Raw genomic sequence first — 18,605 nt, 5'->3', positions numbered from 1 at the left:
TTAGGGGGAGAGATGTTCAAACGGCGCAGGCCCGCGATCCAGGTGAAGACGCCCGAGCAGATCGAGCGGATGAGGGCGGCCGGGCTGCTGGTCGGCCGCACGCTGGAGGTGCTCCGCGAGGCGGTGAAGCCGGGGATCAGCACCAAGGACCTCGACGAGATCGCCGAGGCGCACATCCGCGACCACGGCGGCGTCCCGTCGTTCCTCGGCTACCACGGCTTCACCGGGACGATCTGCGCGTCGATCAACGAGGAGATCGTGCACGGCATCCCGCGGCCGGACAAGATCCTTCGGGACGGCGACGTCATCTCCCTCGACTGCGGCGCGATCGTGGACGGCTGGCACGGCGACGCGGCGATCACCGTCCCGGTCGGGGAGGTCACCGGGGAGCTGCGGCGGCTGCTGGAGGTCACCGAGACGTCCCTGTGGCACGGTCTGGCGGCCGGAAAGGCCGGGGCCCGCCTCACGGACATGTCGCACGCGATCGAGTCTTACATCCGCTCTCAGGGCCCCTACGGCATCGTCGAGGGGTACGGGGGGCACGGCATCGGCACCGAGATGCACATGGACCCGCTGATCCCGAACCACGGCGCCCCCGGGCACGGCCCGGAGCTGGAGGTCGGGATGTGCTTCGCGGTGGAGCCGATGGTCAACCTCGGCACCAAGGAGACCCTGGAGCTGGAGGACGGCTGGACGGTGATCACCACCGACGGCCGGTCGTCCGCGCATTTCGAGCACACGTTCGCCGTCACCCCGGACGGCCCCCGCGTCCTCACGGCCCTCGACGAGGGCCGGGAGTGGTTCGCGAAGCTGGAAGTAGGCTGATTCCAGGACGACCGTGTCGTGACGATCGGGAGGGCATCGATGGCGCCGAACCCTGACATCCGGGCATCGGACGCCGATCGCGACCGGGTGGCGGCGAGCCTGCGCGAGCACTGCGCCGAGGGCCGGATCACGATGGACGAGATGCAGGAGCGGCTCGAGTCCACGTACGCCGCCAAGACCATCGGCGACCTCCAGGAGATCACCTCCGACCTCCCCGAGCAGGACCTGTTCCAGTACCCGATCCCGGCGTCGCGCCCCAACAGCACCGCGAGCCCGGCCGTGCGGCGCTCGGGCGGCGACCTGTACCGGCAGGGCGGGCGGGCCGTCTGGGCGACCTGGGCGGCCGTCAGCGCGATCAACCTCGCCGTGTGGCTGGCCCTCGCCGTCACCGGCAACCTGGTGTACCCGTGGTGGATCTGGGTGGCCGGGCCGTGGGGCGCGCTCCTGCTCGTCGGTACGGTGTTCGGGCCGCGGCGCCGCCCCTGACCGCCGGGCGCTACTCCACGTCCATCAGCGGGCGGTAGTTGCCCGTCGGCACGAAATGGGTCGTGGCGGCGCCCTCGTCGGTCACCAGGTGCACCGCGAACCCGGCGGGCTCCCCGGTCACCGCCGCCCGTCCCGGATGCGTGAGGTCCAGGAACAGCTGCCGGTACGTGCTCGGGCACGTCGTGCTGACCGTCCCGGCCAGCGACCCCACCGACCCCCGGTGCACGTGCCCCGAGATGATCCGCACCACCTGCGGATGACGGGAGATCACCTTCGCGAACCCCGCCGGGTCGACGAACCGCATGTCGTCGATGAACCTGATCCCGATCGGGAACGGCGGATGGTGCGTCGCGACCACCGTCGGCGTCGCCGGCGCGGCGCCGAGCGTCCCGTCCAGCCACGCGAGCCGCTCCTCGCTCATGTGCCCGTGCGGATGCCCGTCCACGGTCGTGTCGCAGCACACCAGCCGCACGCCCGCCACGTCCACCGCGTACTGGACGGGCGCCTGCGGCGCGGTCCCGGTGCCCACCACCGCCGGGTGGTCGCCGAACGCGGCGCGCATCGCGTCCCGGTCGTCGTGGTTGCCGGGCATCGGGTAGACCGCCATCGGCAGCGGCGACAGCAGCGCGTGCAGCCGCGCGTACTCCTCGGGCCGCCCGCCGTCGGCGAGGTCGCCGGTCAGCACCACCGCGTCCGGCCGCGCCGGCAGCGCCAGCAGGCTGGACACCGCCGCGCGCAGGGCCCGCACCGGTCCCGACCCGTCGTCCACCCCGCCGTCACGTCCGGCGGCCAGGTGGATGTCGCTCAGCTGCGCGATGATCGCCATTGATCCTCCCCTCGCCAGGGCACGTCCCAGCACATCACGGCCCCGCCTCCCGGACACCCCCCGGCCCCCGCGCCGCAGACGATCTTCGCGTCCGAGCGCCTCCCTGTCGAACCGGCGCCGCTACGCTGCCGCTCACCCCCTACGGCAACGCCCCAGGAGACAAGTTCGTGCCGCCCTGGACTGCGGAAACCCTCGGCACCTGCGCCCCAGGCCGCCACGCGTTCGCGACCCCGAGCCTCTTCGTCCGCACAGCCACCCTCGCCGACGCCCTGCCGCTCCTGGCGGCTGGGAGCGACCCGGAAGCCCAGCGCGATCTGGGCTGGCCCGCACACCGGGTGGTCCCCGCCTGGCGGCGGCGCCGCGCGCTGCGCTGGCGCATGGCGATGCGGCCGTCCTCGCACGGCGCGCCCGCCATCCCCGTGCCGGACATGTTCGTGGCACTCGATCGAAAGCGGCCCAGGCTCGCCGGAGCACTGGGAATCAGGCCCAAGGGCGAGGACGTCGGTCATGCCGGTGGCTGGCTGGCGCCTGCCTATCGGGAGCCCGGGCTCCTCACGGAACTGGCCCAGGCGTGGCGTGAACTCGCGCACGGTCACCTCGGTCTCGCTGAGGTCCACTCCGCGGTGAACCCCGAGGATGAAGCGGACATCGAGGCCATGAAACATGCCGGCTTCATTGCGGCCGAGCCCGAGGACATCACGCTGGAGGATGGGCGGACGGTGGCGCTGGTCTGGCACGTGTCGTCCGAAGCGTCTCCCGTGCGGTGCGCAGCCGGACGCGGGCGGGACTGGTCGGGCAGCTTGCCCTGGACGGCGGTCGGCGCGGGGCCTGATCAGGCGTTCCGCGGGGGCGGAGGCTAGGGCCCTGGGCGGCGCGGGGTCAGGCGACGTGGGGGATGACCAGGGAGAGGGCCGAGGTGACGTCCTCGGGGGCGGGGGCGATGTCGGGGACGACGTCGCGCAGGGCGAGCCAGCCGTTGATCGCCTGGACGGTCGGCTTGGCCTCCACGAGCTGCGGGTCGTCGACGCCGTACCAGGCGGCGACCTTGGACCAGCGCCACAGCCGGTGGCCCGCCGTGGAGATCTCGGACGCGGGGAAGCCGGTGGCGCCGCGGGCGCCGGTGATCGCGTGCCGGACGGAGTCCGCGGAACGGCCGACGCGGTCGGCGATGTCGCGGATCGTCAGCAGCGGGTCGGCCTCGACCTGCAGCACGTGCAGGCCCTCCGCGCTGGCCTCGACGTGCTCGACGACCTCCATGATGGCGGCGGCGAGGGTCGCGCCCTGCCAGGCGCAGGAGGCGTTGCCCGGACGGTCGGCGTGCTGCGGCTCGCTGATGATGGACACGGTGACGGCGCCGTGCGTCCGGTCGAACAAGGGGTCCAGCTCGTCCTCGTACAGGGGACGGCTCAGGATCAGCGCGAAGTCATAGCTCGGCATGCTGACCCTCCTCCGACGTATCTCTCCTGAAAGGTACAACGCGCGAGCGGGGTATGCTTGACTCGGAAGCAGTCTCCGGACCCATATCATGCGTTGATTTCGCATTGGGCGGTTCGGTGACGTAGACTGCTGTGCCGGTCCGTTGTCGGCCGCCTGTTCCCCTTGTTCTCGATGCGTCCGCGTCGTGGCACGGGCGCGGCCGTGCCCCTCGCGGGGCCTCCGGACCGGGTCCAATGAGCCGATCAGTGAAGCGCGGAGGACATGCCCAAGAAAGAAGGGGCCATCGAGATCGAGGGCACCGTCATCGAGTCCCTCCCGAACGCCATGTTCCGGGTGGAGCTCGACAACGGGCACAAGGTGCTCGCCCACATCAGCGGCAAGATGCGGATGCACTACATCCGGATCCTGCCGGACGACCGCGTCGTTGTGGAGCTGAGCCCCTACGACCTCACGCGCGGTCGGATCGTCTACCGCTACAAGTAATCCCACTGGGGTTGCCTTCCCCGTGCGTGGCGGCGCGGGGGTGACCCTTATCTCTAGGAGACCCAGTGAAGGTCAAGCCGAGCGTCAAGAAGATCTGCAACAAGTGCCGCGTCATCCGCCGGCACGGCCGGGTCATGGTCATCTGCTCCGACCCGCGCCACAAGCAGCGTCAGGGCTGACCGGCACCCGCCGGGACGCTCACCACAGCAAGCGCATCGCAGCCTTCGCACAGGTCGCCGTACAACTCGGATGATCGGGTTGTACGGCACCACTGTGTGAAGGGGACACCCTCGGACGACGGAGGCCGAGGCCGCCACCCGGGCAGGGTGTGTGCGGAGGCGGTGCGTCCATACCTCCGCGCAATGAAGGGAACTGCCCACGATGGCACGCCTCCTCGGCGTCGACCTCCCGCGCGACAAGCGCCTCGAGGTCGCTCTCACCTACATCTTCGGCATCGGCCGGACCCGGGCCCTGGCGACCCTGGAGGGCACCGGCATCAGCGGTGACCTGCGGGTGCACCAGCTCGGCGACGACGAGCTGGTCAAGCTCCGCGACTGGATCGAGAAGAACTACCAGATCGAGGGCGACCTGCGCCGCGAGATCCAGGGGAACATCCGCCGGAAGATCGAGATCGGGTGCTACCAGGGCATCCGGCACCGCCGCGGTCTGCCCGTCCACGGCCAGCGCACCCAGACCAACGCGCGCACCCGCAAGGGCAAGAAGAAGACCGTGGCCGGCAAGAAGAAGGCCGGCAAGAAGTAGTCCGGAGTCGGTCCTCCGGATCGATGACCTCGAGAGTAGAGAGAGCAGATGCCTCCTAAGAGCCGTGTCGGCGCCAAGAAGGTGCGCCGCAAGGAGAAGAAGAACGTCGCTCACGGGCACGCCCACATCAAGAGCACGTTCAACAACACGATCGTCTCGATCACCGACCCCAACGGCAACGTGATCTCCTGGGCCTCCTCGGGCCACGTGGGCTTCAAGGGCTCGCGCAAGTCGACCCCGTTCGCCGCGCAGCAGGCCGCCGAGGCCGCCGCCCGGCGCGCGATGGAGCACGGCATGCGCAAGGTCGACGTCTTCGTCAAGGGCCCCGGCTCCGGTCGCGAGACCGCGATCCGCTCCCTCCAGGCCACCGGCCTGGAGGTGGGCTCCATCCAGGACGTCACGCCCGTTCCGCACAACGGCTGCCGGCCGCCCAAGCGCCGCCGCGTCTGAGGCCGTAGGGGAGATCACAGAAAATGGCTCGTTACACCGGTGCGGACTGCAAGCTCTGCCGCCGCGAGAAGATGAAGCTGTTCCTCAAGGGCAGCAAGTGCGAGGGCCCGAAGTGCCCGATCGAGATCCGTCCCTACCCGCCGGGTGAGCACGGACGCGGTCGGCCGAAGGAGACCGAGTACCTGCTGCAGCTGCGCGAGAAGCAGAAGGCCAAGCGCATCTACGGCGTGCTGGAGCGGCAGTTCAGCAACTACTACGTCGAGGCGAACCGCCAGGGCGGCAAGACGGGTGAGAACCTGCTGCGCCTGCTCGAGCGCCGGCTCGACAACGTGGTCTATCGCGCGGGCTTCGCCAAGTCCCGCGACATGGCCCGCCAGCTCATCCGCCACGGCCACATCCGGGTCAACGGCAAGAAGGTCAACATCCCGTCCTTCCTGGTGAGCGAGGCCGACATCGTCGACGTCAAGAGCAAGTCGCTCGAGATGACGCCGTTCCAGGTCGCCAAGGCCGAGGTCGGCGAGCGCCAGGTCCCGGCGTGGCTCGGGATCGACGGCGAGAAGATGCGGATCCTCGTGCACGCGCTGCCCGTGCGGCAGCAGATCGACGCTCCCGTCCAGGAGCAGCTGATCGTCGAGCTCTACTCCAAGTAGGAGCTCCGCAACAAGCAGGACCCCGCGTTCCACCGGGATGCCGCGCTCGGCGTGGCATCCTGGTGGGACGGGGAACATTCCGAAACGCGGTCGTCAAATAGCGGGCACCGCGGGAAGAAGGCACCAACATGCTCATCGCTCAGCGTCCAACTCTCACCGAAGAGCAGGTCGACGAGTACCGGTCGCGGTTCACCATCGAGCCGCTGGAGCCGGGCTTCGGCTACACGATCGGCAACTCGCTGCGCCGTACGCTGCTCTCCTCGATCCCCGGTGCGGCCGTCACCAGCATCCGGATCGAGGGCGTGCTCCACGAGTTCTCCACCGTCCCCGGGGTCAAGGAGGATGTCACCGACATCATCCTGAACCTCAAGGAGCTGGTGGTCTCCTCCGAGCACGACGAGCCCGTGGTGATGTACCTGCGCAAGCAGGGCCCGGGCGAGGTCACCGCGGCCGACATCGCGCCGCCGGCGGGCGTCGAGGTCCACAACCCGGACCTGCACATCGCCACCCTGAACAACAAGGCCAAGCTGGAGATGGAGCTGACGGTCGAGCGCGGCCGCGGCTACGTCTCCGCCGCGCAGAACAAGCAGCCGGGCCAGGAGATCGGCCGGATCCCGATCGACTCCATCTACTCGCCCGTGCTGAAGGTCACCTACAAGGTCGAGGCGACCCGGGTCGAGCAGCGCACCGACTTCGACCGCCTGATCCTGGACGTGGAGACCAAGCAGGCGATGCTGCCGCGCGACGCGGTCGCGTCCGCCGGCAAGACCCTCGTCGAGCTGTTCGGGCTGGCCCGGGAGCTCAACGTCGAGGCCGAGGGCATCGACATGGGCCCGTCCCCGACGGACGCCGCGCTCGCCGCGGACCTGGCCCTGCCGATCGAGGAGCTGAACCTGACGGTCCGCTCCTACAACTGCCTCAAGCGCGAGGGCATCCACTCGGTGGGCGAGCTGGTGGCCCGCAGCGAGCAGGACCTCCTCGACATAAGGAATTTCGGCGCCAAGTCGATCGAAGAGGTCAAGCAGAAGCTCAACGACATGGGCCTGTCGCTGAAGGACTCCCCGCCCGGGTTCGACCCGAGCGCGGCGGCCGACAACTACGGCGACGACGACCAGAGCTACGCCGAGACCGAGCAGTACTAGAACCCGATTCCGGGCGGCCGGGGGCGCGTTCCCCGGCCGTGCCGGAACCAGCTGACACCGGTACCTGACACGGCCGGTGCAGGAAGGAAGAACCATGCCGAAGCCCACCAAGGGCCCCCGCCTCGGCGGCAGCGCCGCGCACCAGAAGCTGATCCTGGCGAACCTGGCGACGTCGCTGTTCGAGCACGGCCGCATCACCACCACCGAGGCCAAGGCCCGGCGGGTGCGCCCGCTGGCGGAGAAGCTGATCACCAAGGCCAAGAAGGGCGACCTGCACAACCGTCGCCTGGTGGCCCGGACGATCCGCGACAAGGGCGTCGTGCACGAGCTCTTCACCGAGATCGCGCCGCGTTTCGAGAACCGTCCCGGCGGCTACACCCGCATCACCAAGATCGGGCCGCGCAAGGGCGACAACGCCCCGATGGCCGTGATCGAGCTGGTGCAGGAGCAGCTGTCCGGCGCTCCGGCGGCCGCGCAGGCGGCTCCGGCGGCGCAGGAGGCCCCGGCGGCGGCCGAGGAGACCGAGGCCCCGGCGACGGCCGAGGCCACCGGCGCGGAGGAGGCGGAGGCCACCGAGGCCAAGGCCGAGGGCGACGAAAAGTAACGCCTGATACCGCAGGTCGCAAGACATGAGCAGGCCCACCGTCGGGAGCGCGACGGTGGGCCTGATCTTTGTCAGACTTGGCGGCATGGTCAGGTCAGGCGGCTGCGGACGGCGGGAGAGCGTGTCGATGGAAGACCCGATGAAACGACCGGCTCATCGGGGGGAACGGACGGGCAGCTGTGGCGAAGGACAGTCCACCTGACATGACCGCACTGGTACGACTCCGCCTCGACATCGGATACGACGGGACGGACTTCGCGGGCTGGGCCCGGCAGCCGAACCAGCGCACCGTCCAGGGGGTGATCGAGGACGCCCTGGCGCGGATGCTGCGGCTGGATCCGCCGCCGATGCTGACGGTCGCGGGACGCACCGACGCGGGCGTCCACGCGCGCGCGCAGGTGGCGCACCTGGTGGTGCCGGTCGCGGCCTATTCGGCGATCAACGGGACGATGCCGCGCCGGCTGGCGGGGCTGCTGCCGCCGGACGTGCGGGTGTGGCGCGTGTCGGTGGCGCCGGAGGGGTTCGACGCCCGGTTCTCGGCGCTGGCGCGCCGCTACGTGTACCGGGTGTGCGACAACCCGGTGGGCGTGGAGCCGCTGCGCCGCCACGACGTGCTGTGGCATCCGCGTCCGCTGAACCTGGACCGGATGAACGAGGCCGCGCGGCTGCTGGTGGGGGAGAACGACTTCGCCGCGTACTGCCGCAAGCGGGAGGGCGCGACGACGATCCGGGAGCTGCTGCGCTACGAGTGGGCGCGCGACGACCGGGACCCGCATCTGGCGCTCGCGACGGTCGAGGCGGACGCGTTCTGCCATTCGATGGTGCGGGCGCTGGTCGGCGCGCTGCTGATGGTGGGGGACGGGCGCCGTGACGTGGAGTGGCCCGCGCAGGTGCTGGCGGCGCGGGTCCGGGACTCCGGCGTGAACGTGGCGCCGGCGCACGGCCTGTCGCTGGAGGAGATCCGGTACCCGGACGACGACAGCCTCGCCAGGCGCGCGCAGGAGACGCGGCGGGTCCGGACGCTGAACGCCGCGGCGGCGGCCGCGGAGCACGCCGCGAACGCCGCGAACGCCGCGAACGCCGCGGGTGCGGCGGGCGCCGCGGGTGCGGCCGGCGCGGCCGGGGCGGAGCAGCCCGGCACCGCGTCCTAGCTCGGACGAAACGGGTCCGGGGGGGGGGCGGGGGGGGCGCGGCGCCGCCCCGGCCGCCGCCGTTCTCGTCGCGCCTGGTGCGCGCGGGGCCCGGTCAGCCGTGCGCGCGGGCCTCGATCGGCCGGGCGTCGTAGCCGAGGAACTCCTGGGCGATCTGCTTGGCCTGCTTGTCGCCGGGCTTGACCTGGTGGCCGCTCGGGTCCTGGACGTAGGCGTAGATGACGTACCGGCCGCGGACGGTGACGGCCGCGTACCCGCCGGCGCGGTCGATGTCCTTGGCCTGGCTGCCGGACATGCCGCGGAACCACTCGTACTTGGCGGGGTCGCCGGCGCGGCTCACCCGCAGCGCCGACGCCCGGTTCGGCATGACCGCGATCCCGGTCGTCACCGCCCATGTCTTCATCTTGTTGATGAAGGTCGCGCGGACGACCTTGCGGCAGTTCTCCCGCTGGAGCGCCTTCAGCATCGAGCCGCGCGCCGCGTAGCCGAGGTCCTTGTTGATGGACCAGCGGTCGCGGTCGAAGACGCGGCCGCCGAGGCTGACGGGCGTCTCCGGGAAGGCCTCGGTGAACGACAGGTCCTTCGGATCGGTCTTCTCGCTGTTGATGTCGACCGGCTGCGGCTTCGGCGGCGTGCTCGCCTTCGGCGGGGCCGACGCGGCGCGGGTGGGCTCGGCGTCCTTGCGGGTGGCGCCGTCGCCCTTCGAGCCCGTCCCGCCGAGGACGAACAGCGCGGCGAGCGCGGCGAGCACGAGGCCCGCGCCGCCGCCGACGAGCACGAGGCGCTGCCTGCCGCCGCCCCGGCGCGGCCGGGTGCCGGGCGCGGACGGCCCGCCGGGGCCTCCGGGGCCCGCCGGGCCGGGCTCGTCGAGCGGGACGCCGCCTTCGGCGTGGTAGACGGGGGTGATCACGGTGGCCATGGCGGGCTGCTCGGCCGTGGCGGTCGCGCCGTTCGCGTCGGTGTGCGGGAACGGTCCGCTGCCGGTGGGCGGCAGGACGCCGGGCGGCAGGATCGCGTCGGGGACCAGCACGGGGGCGACGGCCGCGGACGCCTTCTCGGCCTCCTTGGCCTTCTCGAACGCCACCGTGCCGTCGCCGGCGCCGCGCGGCGGCGACGGGGGCTCCTGCGCGAGCCGAGGCTGCTCGGCGGCCTTCGGCGGTGCGGCGGCCTTCGGCTGCTCGGCGGGCTTCGGCGGTGCGGCGGATTCGGCCTTCGCGACCGGCTCGGTCTTCGCGGGGGCGGGCTCGGCGGGCTCGTCGTCCTTCGCGGGAAGCGGCGGCGCGATGCCCATCGGCCCGGTCGTCGTGGAGGGACGCGGCGCGTCCTCGCCCGTCTCGCCGTCCGTGCCGGAGGGGGCCGGCTCGGGGGCGGCGTCCTCGCCGGGACGGATGGGGGCGAAGCCGTCCGGGTCGGTGTCGCCGAAGGCGAGGGGCCGCTTGAGGAGCGGCTCGGACGGGACGGCGCGGCGCGAGTCGATGCTCGGGACGCCGACCCCGGCGACGAGCGTGCCGGGCGGGACCGTCCCGGCCGGCGCCTCCGCTTCGGCGGGCGCCTCGGCCTCGCCGGGCGCGGAAGCGGCGGAGACGGCGGCCCCGGTGTCGCCGGTGTCGCTCGTGTCGGCGGCGGGTTCGGAGGCCCACCAGGGGGTCTGCAGGCCGAACGCGGGCAGCCGGAGGGGGGAGGACGCGGACGGCGCCTCGTCGGAGGCGGCCGCGCCGGCGGTGGCGGGCGCGGCGGCCTCGTCGATCGAGGCCTGGCTGGCGGGAGCGGCCTCGGTGGCGGCGGAGCCTCCCGCGGGAGGGACCGCACCGAAGCTGGGGGGCGCCGAAGCGGCGGGGGCGGCGGCCGTCCCCGCCTCCTCGGCGGTCTCCCGGGTGTCTCTAGGTCCAGACATAAGCAGACAGGGTATTCAAACCGGTCATTTCTTGAGGGGTTTGCCTTCTGTTTCCCTGTAGTGCAGGGCGAGGGCGAGGTCACTGCCCTTGTACAGCTCGGCGCCGAAGACGCTGACCGCCTTATGGTACTTGGCGGCGATGGCCTTGCCGTCCGGGCGCTGCACCCAGGTCATGACGAGGTAGTGGCCGCGCGCCTGCGAGGTGCCGAACGCGAGGCCCTTGCCGGCCTTCTTGGTGACGCCCTTGCCCGGCAGGGCCTGCAGGAACGCGTCCTTCGCGGACGCGGCCTTCACGGCCAGCTTGGCGGCGTCCTCGGACTTGAGGTTGAGCACCCCGATGGTGCCGATGAGCGAGCCGGTGCTGAGCGCGTAGGTCGCGCGGAGCGCCTGGGTGCAGTCGCCCTTCTTCAGGGCCTTCTCCAGGGCCGTGCCGCCGACGACGGCGCTGCACTTCGTCGTGGAACTGGCGGCGGTCCGCACGTACTTGTGGCCGGCCGCCTTGAACGAGGCCTTGCCGAACACCTCCGACAGCGTCAGCTTCACGGGGTCGGTGGTGCGGCTCTGCAGCTTCACCGCCTGCAGGGGCGGGACGGTCGGCGTCGCGGGCGCGGCGGGCTTGGTGGACGCGGCGGCGGGCGGCGCCTTCTTCGCGGGCTTGGAGTCGTCCTTCATCATCGACGCCGCGCCGACGCCGCCGCCGATGAGGACCAGCCCGGCGACGACCGCGCCGCCGATGATCAGCGGGAGGCGGCGCCGGCCGGACGGGCCGTCCTCGCCGGACGGTCCGGGGGGCGCGCCGTCGAAGTCGCCCTGCGGGTAGCCGCCGGGCATCGGGGCGCCGTAGGGGTCGTCCCCGGGGTCGCCGTGGCCGAAGCCGCCGGGCGCCTGTCCGAACTGCTCCTGCCCGAACTGCTCGTTCTGGCCCTGCCCGAACTGATCCGCCTGGCCTTGACCGAACTGATCCGCCTGGCTCTGGCCGAACTGATCCGCTTGGTCGTGCCCGAACTGGTCGTGCCGGCCCTGCCCGAAGCGGTCGTGGCCGGCGGGCCCGAAGTCGCCCGGCGGGAACGCGTCCTGGCCTCCCGGCCCGGGGGGCTCGCCCCAGACGGCCGTCGAACCCGCCGGCCCGCCCAGCGGCTCGGCCGGGGCGGACGGCGGCGCGAAGGGCTCCGCCTCCAGCGGGCCCGTGCCGAAGGGCTCGGCCTCCAGCGGCCCGGTCCCGAAGAGGTCGCCGCCGAACGGGCGCGCGCCGGACGCCTCGCCGTGCGAGGCGGAGGTCTCGTCGTTGTCGTTGCCGTACGGTGGCGCCTCGGCTCCGGAGCCGTACGGCGCCTGCGGCGACGGCCCCGATGGCCTGCCGCCGGGCCTGCCTTGATCGCCCGGATAACCCATGGCTCTGGACCTTACCGTTCCTCGTTCAGGGCTCTGGACCTTCGGAACACCCACCATGACATGGGGGCGAACCGGACGCCGGTGCTTTGCGGAAGGTCACCGTGCGGGCCCGGGCCGTCACGTCCAGCCGAAGTCCTGGGTCCACAGCGGGCCGTCCGGGCCCGCGGCCATGCCGACGCCGATGGCGCGGAGCCCGCAGTTGAGGATGTTCGCGCGGTGGCCGGGGCTGTCCATCCAGCCGCCGACGACGGCGGCGGCCGTGGCGTATCCCTTGGCGATGTTCTCCGCGCCGGGGCTGGGGTAGCCGGCGTCCAGCATCCGGATCCAGGGGCTGTCGCCGTCGAGGGAGTCGTGATCGAAGTAACCGTGGGCGGCCATGTCGGCGGAGTGCGCGCGGGCCGCGGCGGCGAGCCTCGGGTCGGCGCGCAGCGGCCTGCAGCCCGCCTTGGCGCGCTCGGCGTTGGTGAGCGCGACGACGGCGTTCGCCGAGCCGGAGGCGGCGGGCGCCTCCGTCGAGCCGCCCGCCGGCGGGTCGTCGTCCTCGGTGGACGGTTTCGTCTTCGCCGTCGACGGCGTGGGCGACGGGGAAGAGGAGTGCGCCGTGCTCTGCGTCGGCGTCACGGCGCCGGTGGCGGGCGCGTCGGCGGGCGCGGTGCGCGCGCCGCGCCCGGGGCCGGCGCCGCTTCCCGTCCCGGAGCCGGGCTCGTCGTCCAGTACGCCCGACGAGCCGGGGCCGGACGGCCCGTCGCCGCGGTCGGACGCGGCGATCGGCTCCGACCGCAGCTGGGGCAGCACGAGCCGGTCGAGCGCGACGCCCGTGCCGATGGCGAGAGCCGACGCGCCGATCGTCACCGCGATCGCGATCAGGGACCGGGAGCCGGAGCGCCCCTTCCGCGCGCGGCCCCGTGCGCGGCGCCGTCCAGAGGCCGCCGACCGGCCGGGCTCCGCAGAAGGTCGTGCAGGAGGCCGCGCAGAAGGCCGAGGGGAAGGCGACGGGCCGCGCGCCGCGGGCTCACCGGAGTGCCGGGCCTGATGGCGTCCGGGCTTTCGGCGGGATCTGCGGGCAGGGGACAGCGGGGGCTCCCGGGTGCGGGCCGGCGGAGCCGGCGTGGACCGGTCGGCGGCACCTTATCCCTATAAGGGGGAGCGAACCCCAAGATCGTCCGAAACGGCCCTCCGGCCAGGGCGGGGCCGCCGGGACCCGCGCCCCGGACGATGCTGCATACTGGAGAGCGGCTGGGAGACTGCCACAGCGCTCCGCGTTTTGACCCGCGTGCGTCCGCGCGGGTATCCTGCGGGTTTGTTGTATGCGTCGACGCCTGTCCGGGCGGGAGACGAATCGCAACGACGTGTCGGTGTGCCCCATCAGCGTGTCCGTCCCGGGGACGGGTGCGCGCGTTACGGGCCCCGGCCTCCCGGAGCGCCAGGTCGGAGATCCCAGTGTCCTGATCGGCGCGAGCAGGATATCCGCTGTGAAGTCGACGAGAAACGAAGGCTGACGACCGTGCGCACGTACACCCCTAAGCCCGCTGACGTACAGCGTCAGTGGTACGTCATCGACGCGACCGATGTCGTGCTGGGCCGTCTCGCCAGTCAGGTCGCGCAGCTGCTTCGGGGTAAGCACAAGCCCATCTACGCCCCGCACCTCGACACCGGTGACTTCGTCGTCATCGTGAACGCCGACAAGGTGGCGCTGTCGGGCAACAAGCTGGAGCAGAAGAAGGCCTACCGGCACTCGGGCTACCCGGGCGGTCTGCGCTCGGTGGCCTACGGCGACCTGCTGGCCAAGCACCCCGAGCGGGCGGTCGAGAAGGCGATCAAGGGCATGCTGCCCAAGAACTCCCTCGGCCGGAAGATGTTCGGGAAGGTGAAGGTCTACGCCGGTCCGGACCACCCGCACCAGGCGCAGAAGCCCGTCCCGTTCGAGATCACCCAGATCAGCCAGCCCGCGAAGTAACGCGGCCGCGCGACCGCGCGCGCCCGCAGAGGCCGCCGGGGCACCCGGATCACCGGGCCCGCCGCCCTGGCTAGAACACCTGAGGAGAAGCGTGACCGAGTCCATCGAGACGCCCGCCGAGGGCGCCGACCTCGACTCCTACGAGGACGCTCCGTCCGAGTACAGCACCGAGACCCCCGAGGCCGCCGGCGAGAGCTACCTGGGCCAGCCGGTCGCCACCGGCCCGGCCGCGGGCACCGGCCGCCGCAAGCAGGCCATCGCGCGGGTCCGGATCGTGCCGGGCTCCGGCCAGTGGAAGATCAACGGCCGCACCCTGGACCAGTACTTCCCGAACAAGGTCCACCAGCAGATCGTGAACGAGCCGTTCGTGCTGCTCGGCCTGGAGGGCCAGTTCGACGTCCTCGCCCGGGTCAACGGCGGCGGCACCACCGGCCAGGCCGGCGCGCTGCGCCTCGGGATCTCCCGGGCCCTGCAGTTCGCGAACATCGAGCACCGCCCGGCGCTGAAGAAGGCCGGGTTCCTCACCCGCGACGCGCGGGTGCCGGAGCGCAAGAAGGCCGGTCTCAAGAAGGCCCGCAAGGCTCCGCAGTACAGCAAGCGCTGATCGGCGGCACGAGCCGCCGCACCCCGTGGACGTTTCCGCGGCCGCCCCGCACGGGCGGCGCACCGGGTGCGGCGGCTCGTCCGTGTTCTGGGGGCCTGGCCCACTAGATTTGACCGCAGGGGCGGCCGGGACGCGCACCCGTTCCGGACCGCCCGCGCGGTCTTTTCGTCTTTCCGGGAGTTGAACTGTGGCTCGTCTGTTCGGGACCGACGGCGTGCGAGGGCTCGCCAACCGCGACCTGACCGCCCCGCTGGCCATGGACCTGTCCGTCGCGGCGGCGCGGGTCCTCGGCGAGCAGGGCGCGTTCCGGGGGCACCGGCCGATGGCGGTGGTCGGGCGCGACCCGCGGGCCTCGGGCGAGTTCCTGGAGGCGGCGGTGGTGGCCGGGCTGGCGAGCTCGGGCGTGGACGTGCTGCGGCTCGGGGTGCTGCCGACGCCGGCGGTCGCGCACCTGACGCACGAGCTGGCCGCGGACCTCGGGGTGATGCTGTCGGCGTCGCACAACCCGGCGCCGGACAACGGGATCAAGTTCTTCGACCGCAGCGGCTACAAGCTGCCGGACGAGATCGAGGACCGGATCGAGGCGCGGCTCGGCGAGGCGTGGGAGCCGCCGACGGGCGCGGGCGTCGGCCGGGTCCGGGAGGCGCACGGCGCGGTCGAGCAGTACGTCGCGCACCTGCTGGCGACGGTGCCGGTGTCGCTGGACGGGCTGCGGGTGGTGGTCGACTGCGCGAACGGCGCGTCCAGCGAGGTGGCGCCGGAGGCGCTGCGCCGCGCCGGCGCCGAGGTGATCACCATCGGGACGGCGCCGGACGGGCTGAACATCAACTCCGGCTGCGGGTCCACGCATCTGGACGCGCTGTGCGCGGCGGTGCGCGAGCACGGCGCGGACGCGGGCATCGCCAACGACGGCGACGCCGACCGGTGCCTCGCGGTGACCGCGTCGGGCGAGGTGGTGGACGGCGACCAGATCATGGCGATCCTGGCGCTGGACCTGCGGGAGGCGGGCGCGCTCGCGGCGGACACGGTGGTCGCGACCGTGATGTCGAACCTCGGGTTCAAGCTGGCGATGCGGGAGGCCGGGATCGCGGTGGTGGAGACCGCGGTCGGCGACCGGTACGTACTGGAGGCGATGAAGGAGCGCGGGTTCGTCTTCGGCGGCGAGCAGTCCGGCCACGTGATCATGCTGGACCACGCGACGACCGGCGACGGCGTGCTGACCGGCCTGCACCTGCTGGCGGCGATGGTGCGGCGCGGCCGTCCGCTGGACGAGCTGGCGAAGGTGATGACGCGGCTGCCGCAGGTGCTGATCAACGTCAGGGACGTCGACAAGGGCCGCGCGAAGACCGACCCGGGCCTGGCGTCGGCGGTGGCGGAGGCCGAGGCGGAGCTGGGCGAGACGGGCCGGGTGCTGATCCGGCCGAGCGGCACCGAGCCGATGGTGCGGGTGATGGTGGAGGCGGCGTCGCACGACCAGGCGCAGGCCGTCGCCGAGCGCCTGGCCGGGACCGTCCGCGACCTGCTCGGCTAACCGGGGCGTCCGCGACCTGCTCGGCTAGCCGGGGCGTCCGCGATGCGCCCGGCCCTCGGCGGGCCGGGCGCCGGCAGGTCAGGGTTCGTCGATCTCCAGGCGGCCGACCTTGAGGTGCTTGATCTCGACGGTGCCGGCCTCCAGGTGGTCGACGATCGCCCGCTTCACCACGAGCTTGCCGATCGCGACGGCGCCGATGGCGAGCGCGCCGAGCGCCATGGAGCCGATGGCGAGGGAGCCGAGGCCGTTGCCGAGGCGCAGTGTGAGGCCGGTGGCGGACGCGCCGGTCACCTCGGCGCCGGTGGCGCGGGCGCCGACCCCGCGCTCGGTGCGGACGCGGGGCCGCTCGGCGGCACCGCCGTTCCCGGTGCCCTCGCCGTTCCCGGTGCCCTCGGCGTTCTCGGCGTCCGGCCTGTCGTCGGGTTCGTTGCTCATCCGCCGAGCATATTCGGGCGGCCCGCGGTCAGCCGCCGCACAGTTCGAGCATCTTCTGCTTGTCCGCGGACGTCACGGGCAGGTCGTACTTCAGCGACACCTGCGCGATGCGGACGCTGTAGGAGCAGCGGACGCGCTTGTTCGGCGGCAGCCACGACGCCGGGCCGGAGTCGCTCTTGGCGCCGTTCAGCGGGCCGTCCACCGGGATGAGGTTCAGCGGGTCGTTGGCGATGGACTCGCGCTTGTCCTTCGTCCACCGCGACGCGCCCATCTGCCAGTCGTACGACAGCGGCATGACGTGGTCGATCTGGATGGCGGTCGCGTGCGACTTCGTCCAGTGGATGGTCTTGCCGGAGTAGGGGTCGTCGAGCGTGAGGGAGACGATCACGCAGTTCGAGCCGGACCGGTACTTCACGTCCTGCCCGTCGCGCTTCAGCAGGTCGTTGCGGGTGTCGCAGCCGTTGCGGGCGAACGGGACGTCGGGCGCGTTGTCCATCCAGGCGTAGCCGAACTCGTCGCGCTCGTAGCCGGTCTTCGGGCCGCGTCCCTTGGTGGCGACCTTCTTGATGAGCGCGCGGGCCTTGGCCCGGTCGCCGTCGGAGGTGATGGCGGCGAGGCCCGGCTTGGTGCCCTTGGGGTTGTCGAGGGGGCTGACCGAGTGCCCGTCGCTGCGGGACGGCCCGGACCCGCCGCCCGACCCGCCCGACGACCCGTCCGATCCGGTCGCGCCCGCGTCCGTCTTGCAGCCGGACGCCGCGAGCGGCACCGTCAGCGCCAGCGCCGCCGTCGCCGCGAGGGCCTTGCGACCCAGGCCCCGGTCCCGGTCCCGTTCCCGTCGAAGCGCGCGATCCCGTCGCAGCCCCTTGCGCCGCGTCATGCCCTCACCACCCGGAGTTTTCTGTCGTCTTTCACCCAGATGCAGGTAAATAAACGATCAAATCGTACGGACTCGCGTCGGCGCCACGTCCAGCGGGCTTTTAGGGCAGCATGTGGCGGGTGCTGCACCTCAGAGCGATCGTCCCGCCGGACCGCACCGAAGCCGTCTGCGCGGCGATGACGGAGTGCGCCGGCGCCACGAACGTCGTCGTCCTCCCCGGAGCCGCGCGCAGCCCGCGCGGCGACCTCGTCCAGATCGACGTGGCGCGCGAGTCCGCCAACGAGGTCCTCGCCGCGCTGCGCCGGCTCGGCATCGACAAGGACGGCTCCATCGCGATGGAGAAGATCGACCTGTCGGTGTCGGAGGCCGCCGAGCGCGCCGAGCGGCGCGCGCCCGGCCACGGCGACGACGCCGTCGTGTGGGACGAGTTCGACCGGCAGGTCACCGAGGGGACCATCCTGACCTGGTCGTTCATCGCGTTCCTCGCGCTGGCGACGCAGCTCGCCGGGATCGCCGCGCTGATCGACTCGCCGGTCCTGGTGGTCGGCGCGATGGTGCTCGGCCCGGAGTTCGCCGCGGTCGCCGCGATCTGCTACGGGATCTTCCGGCGGCAGCCGGCGCGGATCTGGCAGGCGGTCCGGGCGCTGCTCATCGGGTTCGTCTCCGCGATCGTCATCACCTACGTGTGCGCGCTGGTCAGCAAGTGGATCGGCGTCATCGAGACCGACCGGCTGCCCGCGAACCGGCCGCTCACCGCGTTCATCTACAGCCCGGACCGCTGGTCGTTCATCGTCGCGCTGCTCGCGGGCGCCGCCGGGGTGCTGTCGCTGACGGCCGGGAAGTCGTCGGCGCTGGTCGGCGTCTTCATCTCGGTCACCACCGTCCCGGCCGCCGGGAACCTCGCGGTCGCGATGGCGCTCCGGCACGGCTCCGAGATCACCGGGTCGCTGGAGCAGCTCGCCGTCAACTTCCTCGGGATGATCATCTCGGGGACGGTGACCCTGTTCGTCCAGCGGGCCGTGTGGAACGCCGTCCTCCGCCAGAGGGGCCGATCGGCGGCCAAACGGTCGACTTAAGGCGCATCCGCCTAGCACCTAAG

Annotated in this window: 22 protein-coding genes; 15 read left to right on the top strand and 7 right to left on the bottom strand. The window is 72.4% G+C overall.

All coding sequences use genetic code 11. The annotated features are described in order from the left end of the window. Positions 1–12 precede the first annotated feature (12 nt). Together map and AB0C78_RS14575 are read left to right on the top strand one after the other, a co-directional pair. Positions 13–825, top strand: coding sequence for a type I methionyl aminopeptidase (gene map / locus AB0C78_RS14580; protein WP_360747014.1), 813 nt, complete (start codon positions 13–15; stop codon positions 823–825). Positions 826–864: 39 nt separating this feature from the next. Beyond that, positions 865–1,311 (top strand): DUF1707 domain-containing protein, encoded by a 447-nt coding sequence (locus AB0C78_RS14575; RefSeq protein ID WP_151545524.1) that lies wholly within the window; start codon positions 865–867, stop codon positions 1,309–1,311. A gap of 10 nt (positions 1,312–1,321) precedes the next feature. Here the strand turns inward: AB0C78_RS14575 and AB0C78_RS14570 are convergent, their stop codons facing one another. Further along, a complete protein-coding gene (locus AB0C78_RS14570; RefSeq protein ID WP_151545523.1) occupies positions 1,322–2,137 on the bottom strand; it encodes a phosphodiesterase in 816 nt (271 codons plus the stop codon). A gap of 167 nt (positions 2,138–2,304) precedes the next feature. Here AB0C78_RS14570 and AB0C78_RS14565 point away from each other — a divergent pair, with 167 nt between their 5' ends. Beyond that, complete coding sequence (locus AB0C78_RS14565) at positions 2,305–2,997, top strand: GNAT family protein (protein ID WP_360747010.1); 693 nt, start codon at positions 2,305–2,307, stop codon at positions 2,995–2,997. A gap of 19 nt (positions 2,998–3,016) precedes the next feature. On the opposite strand, the gene AB0C78_RS14560 is transcribed toward AB0C78_RS14565, so the two are convergent. Beyond that, a complete protein-coding gene (locus AB0C78_RS14560) occupies positions 3,017–3,574 on the bottom strand; it encodes a hypothetical protein (RefSeq protein ID WP_151545522.1) in 558 nt (185 codons plus the stop codon). Between the two features lie 261 nt (positions 3,575–3,835). Here AB0C78_RS14560 and infA point away from each other — a divergent pair, with 261 nt between their 5' ends. The 8 genes from infA (at position 3,836) to truA (ending at position 8,816) form a co-directional block, all read left to right on the top strand. Next, complete coding sequence (infA, locus tag AB0C78_RS14555) at positions 3,836–4,057, top strand: translation initiation factor IF-1 (protein WP_018657567.1); 222 nt, start codon at positions 3,836–3,838, stop codon at positions 4,055–4,057. Between the two features lie 65 nt (positions 4,058–4,122). Beyond that, positions 4,123–4,236, top strand: coding sequence for a 50S ribosomal protein L36 (gene rpmJ / locus AB0C78_RS14550; RefSeq protein ID WP_021596712.1), 114 nt, complete (start codon positions 4,123–4,125; stop codon positions 4,234–4,236). A 202-nt stretch (positions 4,237–4,438) separates the two neighbouring features. Then, entirely contained in the window at positions 4,439–4,819 is a 381-nt protein-coding gene (gene rpsM / locus AB0C78_RS14545) for a 30S ribosomal protein S13 (protein ID WP_151545521.1), read from the top strand. Positions 4,820–4,867: 48 nt separating this feature from the next. After that, positions 4,868–5,269: a 30S ribosomal protein S11 gene (gene rpsK, locus AB0C78_RS14540; protein WP_021596710.1), complete on the top strand. Its 402-nt coding sequence runs from the start codon at positions 4,868–4,870 to the stop codon at positions 5,267–5,269. Positions 5,270–5,292: 23 nt separating this feature from the next. Beyond that, positions 5,293–5,919, top strand: coding sequence for a 30S ribosomal protein S4 (rpsD, locus tag AB0C78_RS14535; RefSeq protein WP_151545520.1), 627 nt, complete (start codon positions 5,293–5,295; stop codon positions 5,917–5,919). 128 nt (positions 5,920–6,047) lie between these two features. Beyond that, entirely contained in the window at positions 6,048–7,061 is a 1,014-nt protein-coding gene (locus tag AB0C78_RS14530; RefSeq protein WP_131741171.1) for a DNA-directed RNA polymerase subunit alpha, read from the top strand. Positions 7,062–7,155: 94 nt separating this feature from the next. Continuing rightward, positions 7,156–7,665, top strand: a complete 510-nt coding sequence (rplQ, locus tag AB0C78_RS14525; RefSeq protein WP_360747004.1) for a 50S ribosomal protein L17 — start codon at positions 7,156–7,158, stop codon at positions 7,663–7,665. A gap of 203 nt (positions 7,666–7,868) precedes the next feature. Beyond that, the gene (truA, locus tag AB0C78_RS14520; protein WP_360747001.1) at positions 7,869–8,816 is read left to right on the top strand and encodes a tRNA pseudouridine(38-40) synthase TruA; all 948 of its coding nucleotides are present in this window, start codon (positions 7,869–7,871) and stop codon (positions 8,814–8,816) included. A gap of 94 nt (positions 8,817–8,910) precedes the next feature. Here truA and AB0C78_RS14515 read toward each other — a convergent pair whose 3' ends face one another. From AB0C78_RS14515 to AB0C78_RS14505, 3 genes are all read right to left on the bottom strand, one after another. Then, complete coding sequence (locus tag AB0C78_RS14515) at positions 8,911–10,710, bottom strand: hypothetical protein (protein ID WP_360746998.1); 1,800 nt, start codon at positions 10,708–10,710, stop codon at positions 8,911–8,913. 24 nt (positions 10,711–10,734) lie between these two features. Further along, the gene (locus AB0C78_RS14510; RefSeq protein ID WP_360746995.1) at positions 10,735–12,102 is read right to left on the bottom strand and encodes a hypothetical protein; all 1,368 of its coding nucleotides are present in this window, start codon (positions 12,100–12,102) and stop codon (positions 10,735–10,737) included. Between the two features lie 117 nt (positions 12,103–12,219). Then, positions 12,220–12,954, bottom strand: a complete 735-nt coding sequence (locus AB0C78_RS14505) for a CAP domain-containing protein (protein WP_360746992.1) — start codon at positions 12,952–12,954, stop codon at positions 12,220–12,222. 652 nt (positions 12,955–13,606) lie between these two features. On the opposite strand from AB0C78_RS14505, the gene rplM reads away from it, so the two are divergent. From rplM to glmM, 3 genes are all read left to right on the top strand, one after another. Next, complete coding sequence (rplM, locus tag AB0C78_RS14500) at positions 13,607–14,059, top strand: 50S ribosomal protein L13 (RefSeq protein ID WP_151542730.1); 453 nt, start codon at positions 13,607–13,609, stop codon at positions 14,057–14,059. Between the two features lie 91 nt (positions 14,060–14,150). After that, a complete protein-coding gene (gene rpsI / locus AB0C78_RS14495) occupies positions 14,151–14,663 on the top strand; it encodes a 30S ribosomal protein S9 (protein ID WP_151542729.1) in 513 nt (170 codons plus the stop codon). Between the two features lie 187 nt (positions 14,664–14,850). Continuing rightward, positions 14,851–16,194 (top strand): phosphoglucosamine mutase, encoded by a 1,344-nt coding sequence (gene glmM / locus AB0C78_RS14490; protein WP_151542728.1) that lies wholly within the window; start codon positions 14,851–14,853, stop codon positions 16,192–16,194. A 78-nt stretch (positions 16,195–16,272) separates the two neighbouring features. On the opposite strand, the gene AB0C78_RS14485 is transcribed toward glmM, so the two are convergent. Further along, positions 16,273–16,629 (bottom strand): hypothetical protein, encoded by a 357-nt coding sequence (locus AB0C78_RS14485; protein WP_360746987.1) that lies wholly within the window; start codon positions 16,627–16,629, stop codon positions 16,273–16,275. A 28-nt stretch (positions 16,630–16,657) separates the two neighbouring features. Beyond that, positions 16,658–17,506 (bottom strand): HNH endonuclease family protein, encoded by an 849-nt coding sequence (locus AB0C78_RS14480; protein ID WP_360746984.1) that lies wholly within the window; start codon positions 17,504–17,506, stop codon positions 16,658–16,660. Between the two features lie 119 nt (positions 17,507–17,625). Here AB0C78_RS14480 and AB0C78_RS14475 point away from each other — a divergent pair, with 119 nt between their 5' ends. After that, positions 17,626–18,582 carry a DUF389 domain-containing protein gene (locus AB0C78_RS14475; RefSeq protein ID WP_360746981.1) on the top strand — a complete coding sequence of 319 codons (957 nt, stop codon included), beginning with the start codon at positions 17,626–17,628 and terminating at the stop codon, positions 18,580–18,582. Positions 18,583–18,605: the final 23 nt, after the last annotated feature.

It is taken from the genome of Actinomadura sp. NPDC048394 (assembly GCF_040651755.1).
In the GTDB taxonomy this organism is placed as follows: domain Bacteria; phylum Actinomycetota; class Actinomycetes; order Streptosporangiales; family Streptosporangiaceae; genus Spirillospora; species Spirillospora montaniterrae.
The sequence above is the reverse complement of the archived record's forward strand: the minus strand, read 5'-3'. Positions and strand labels throughout refer to the sequence as shown.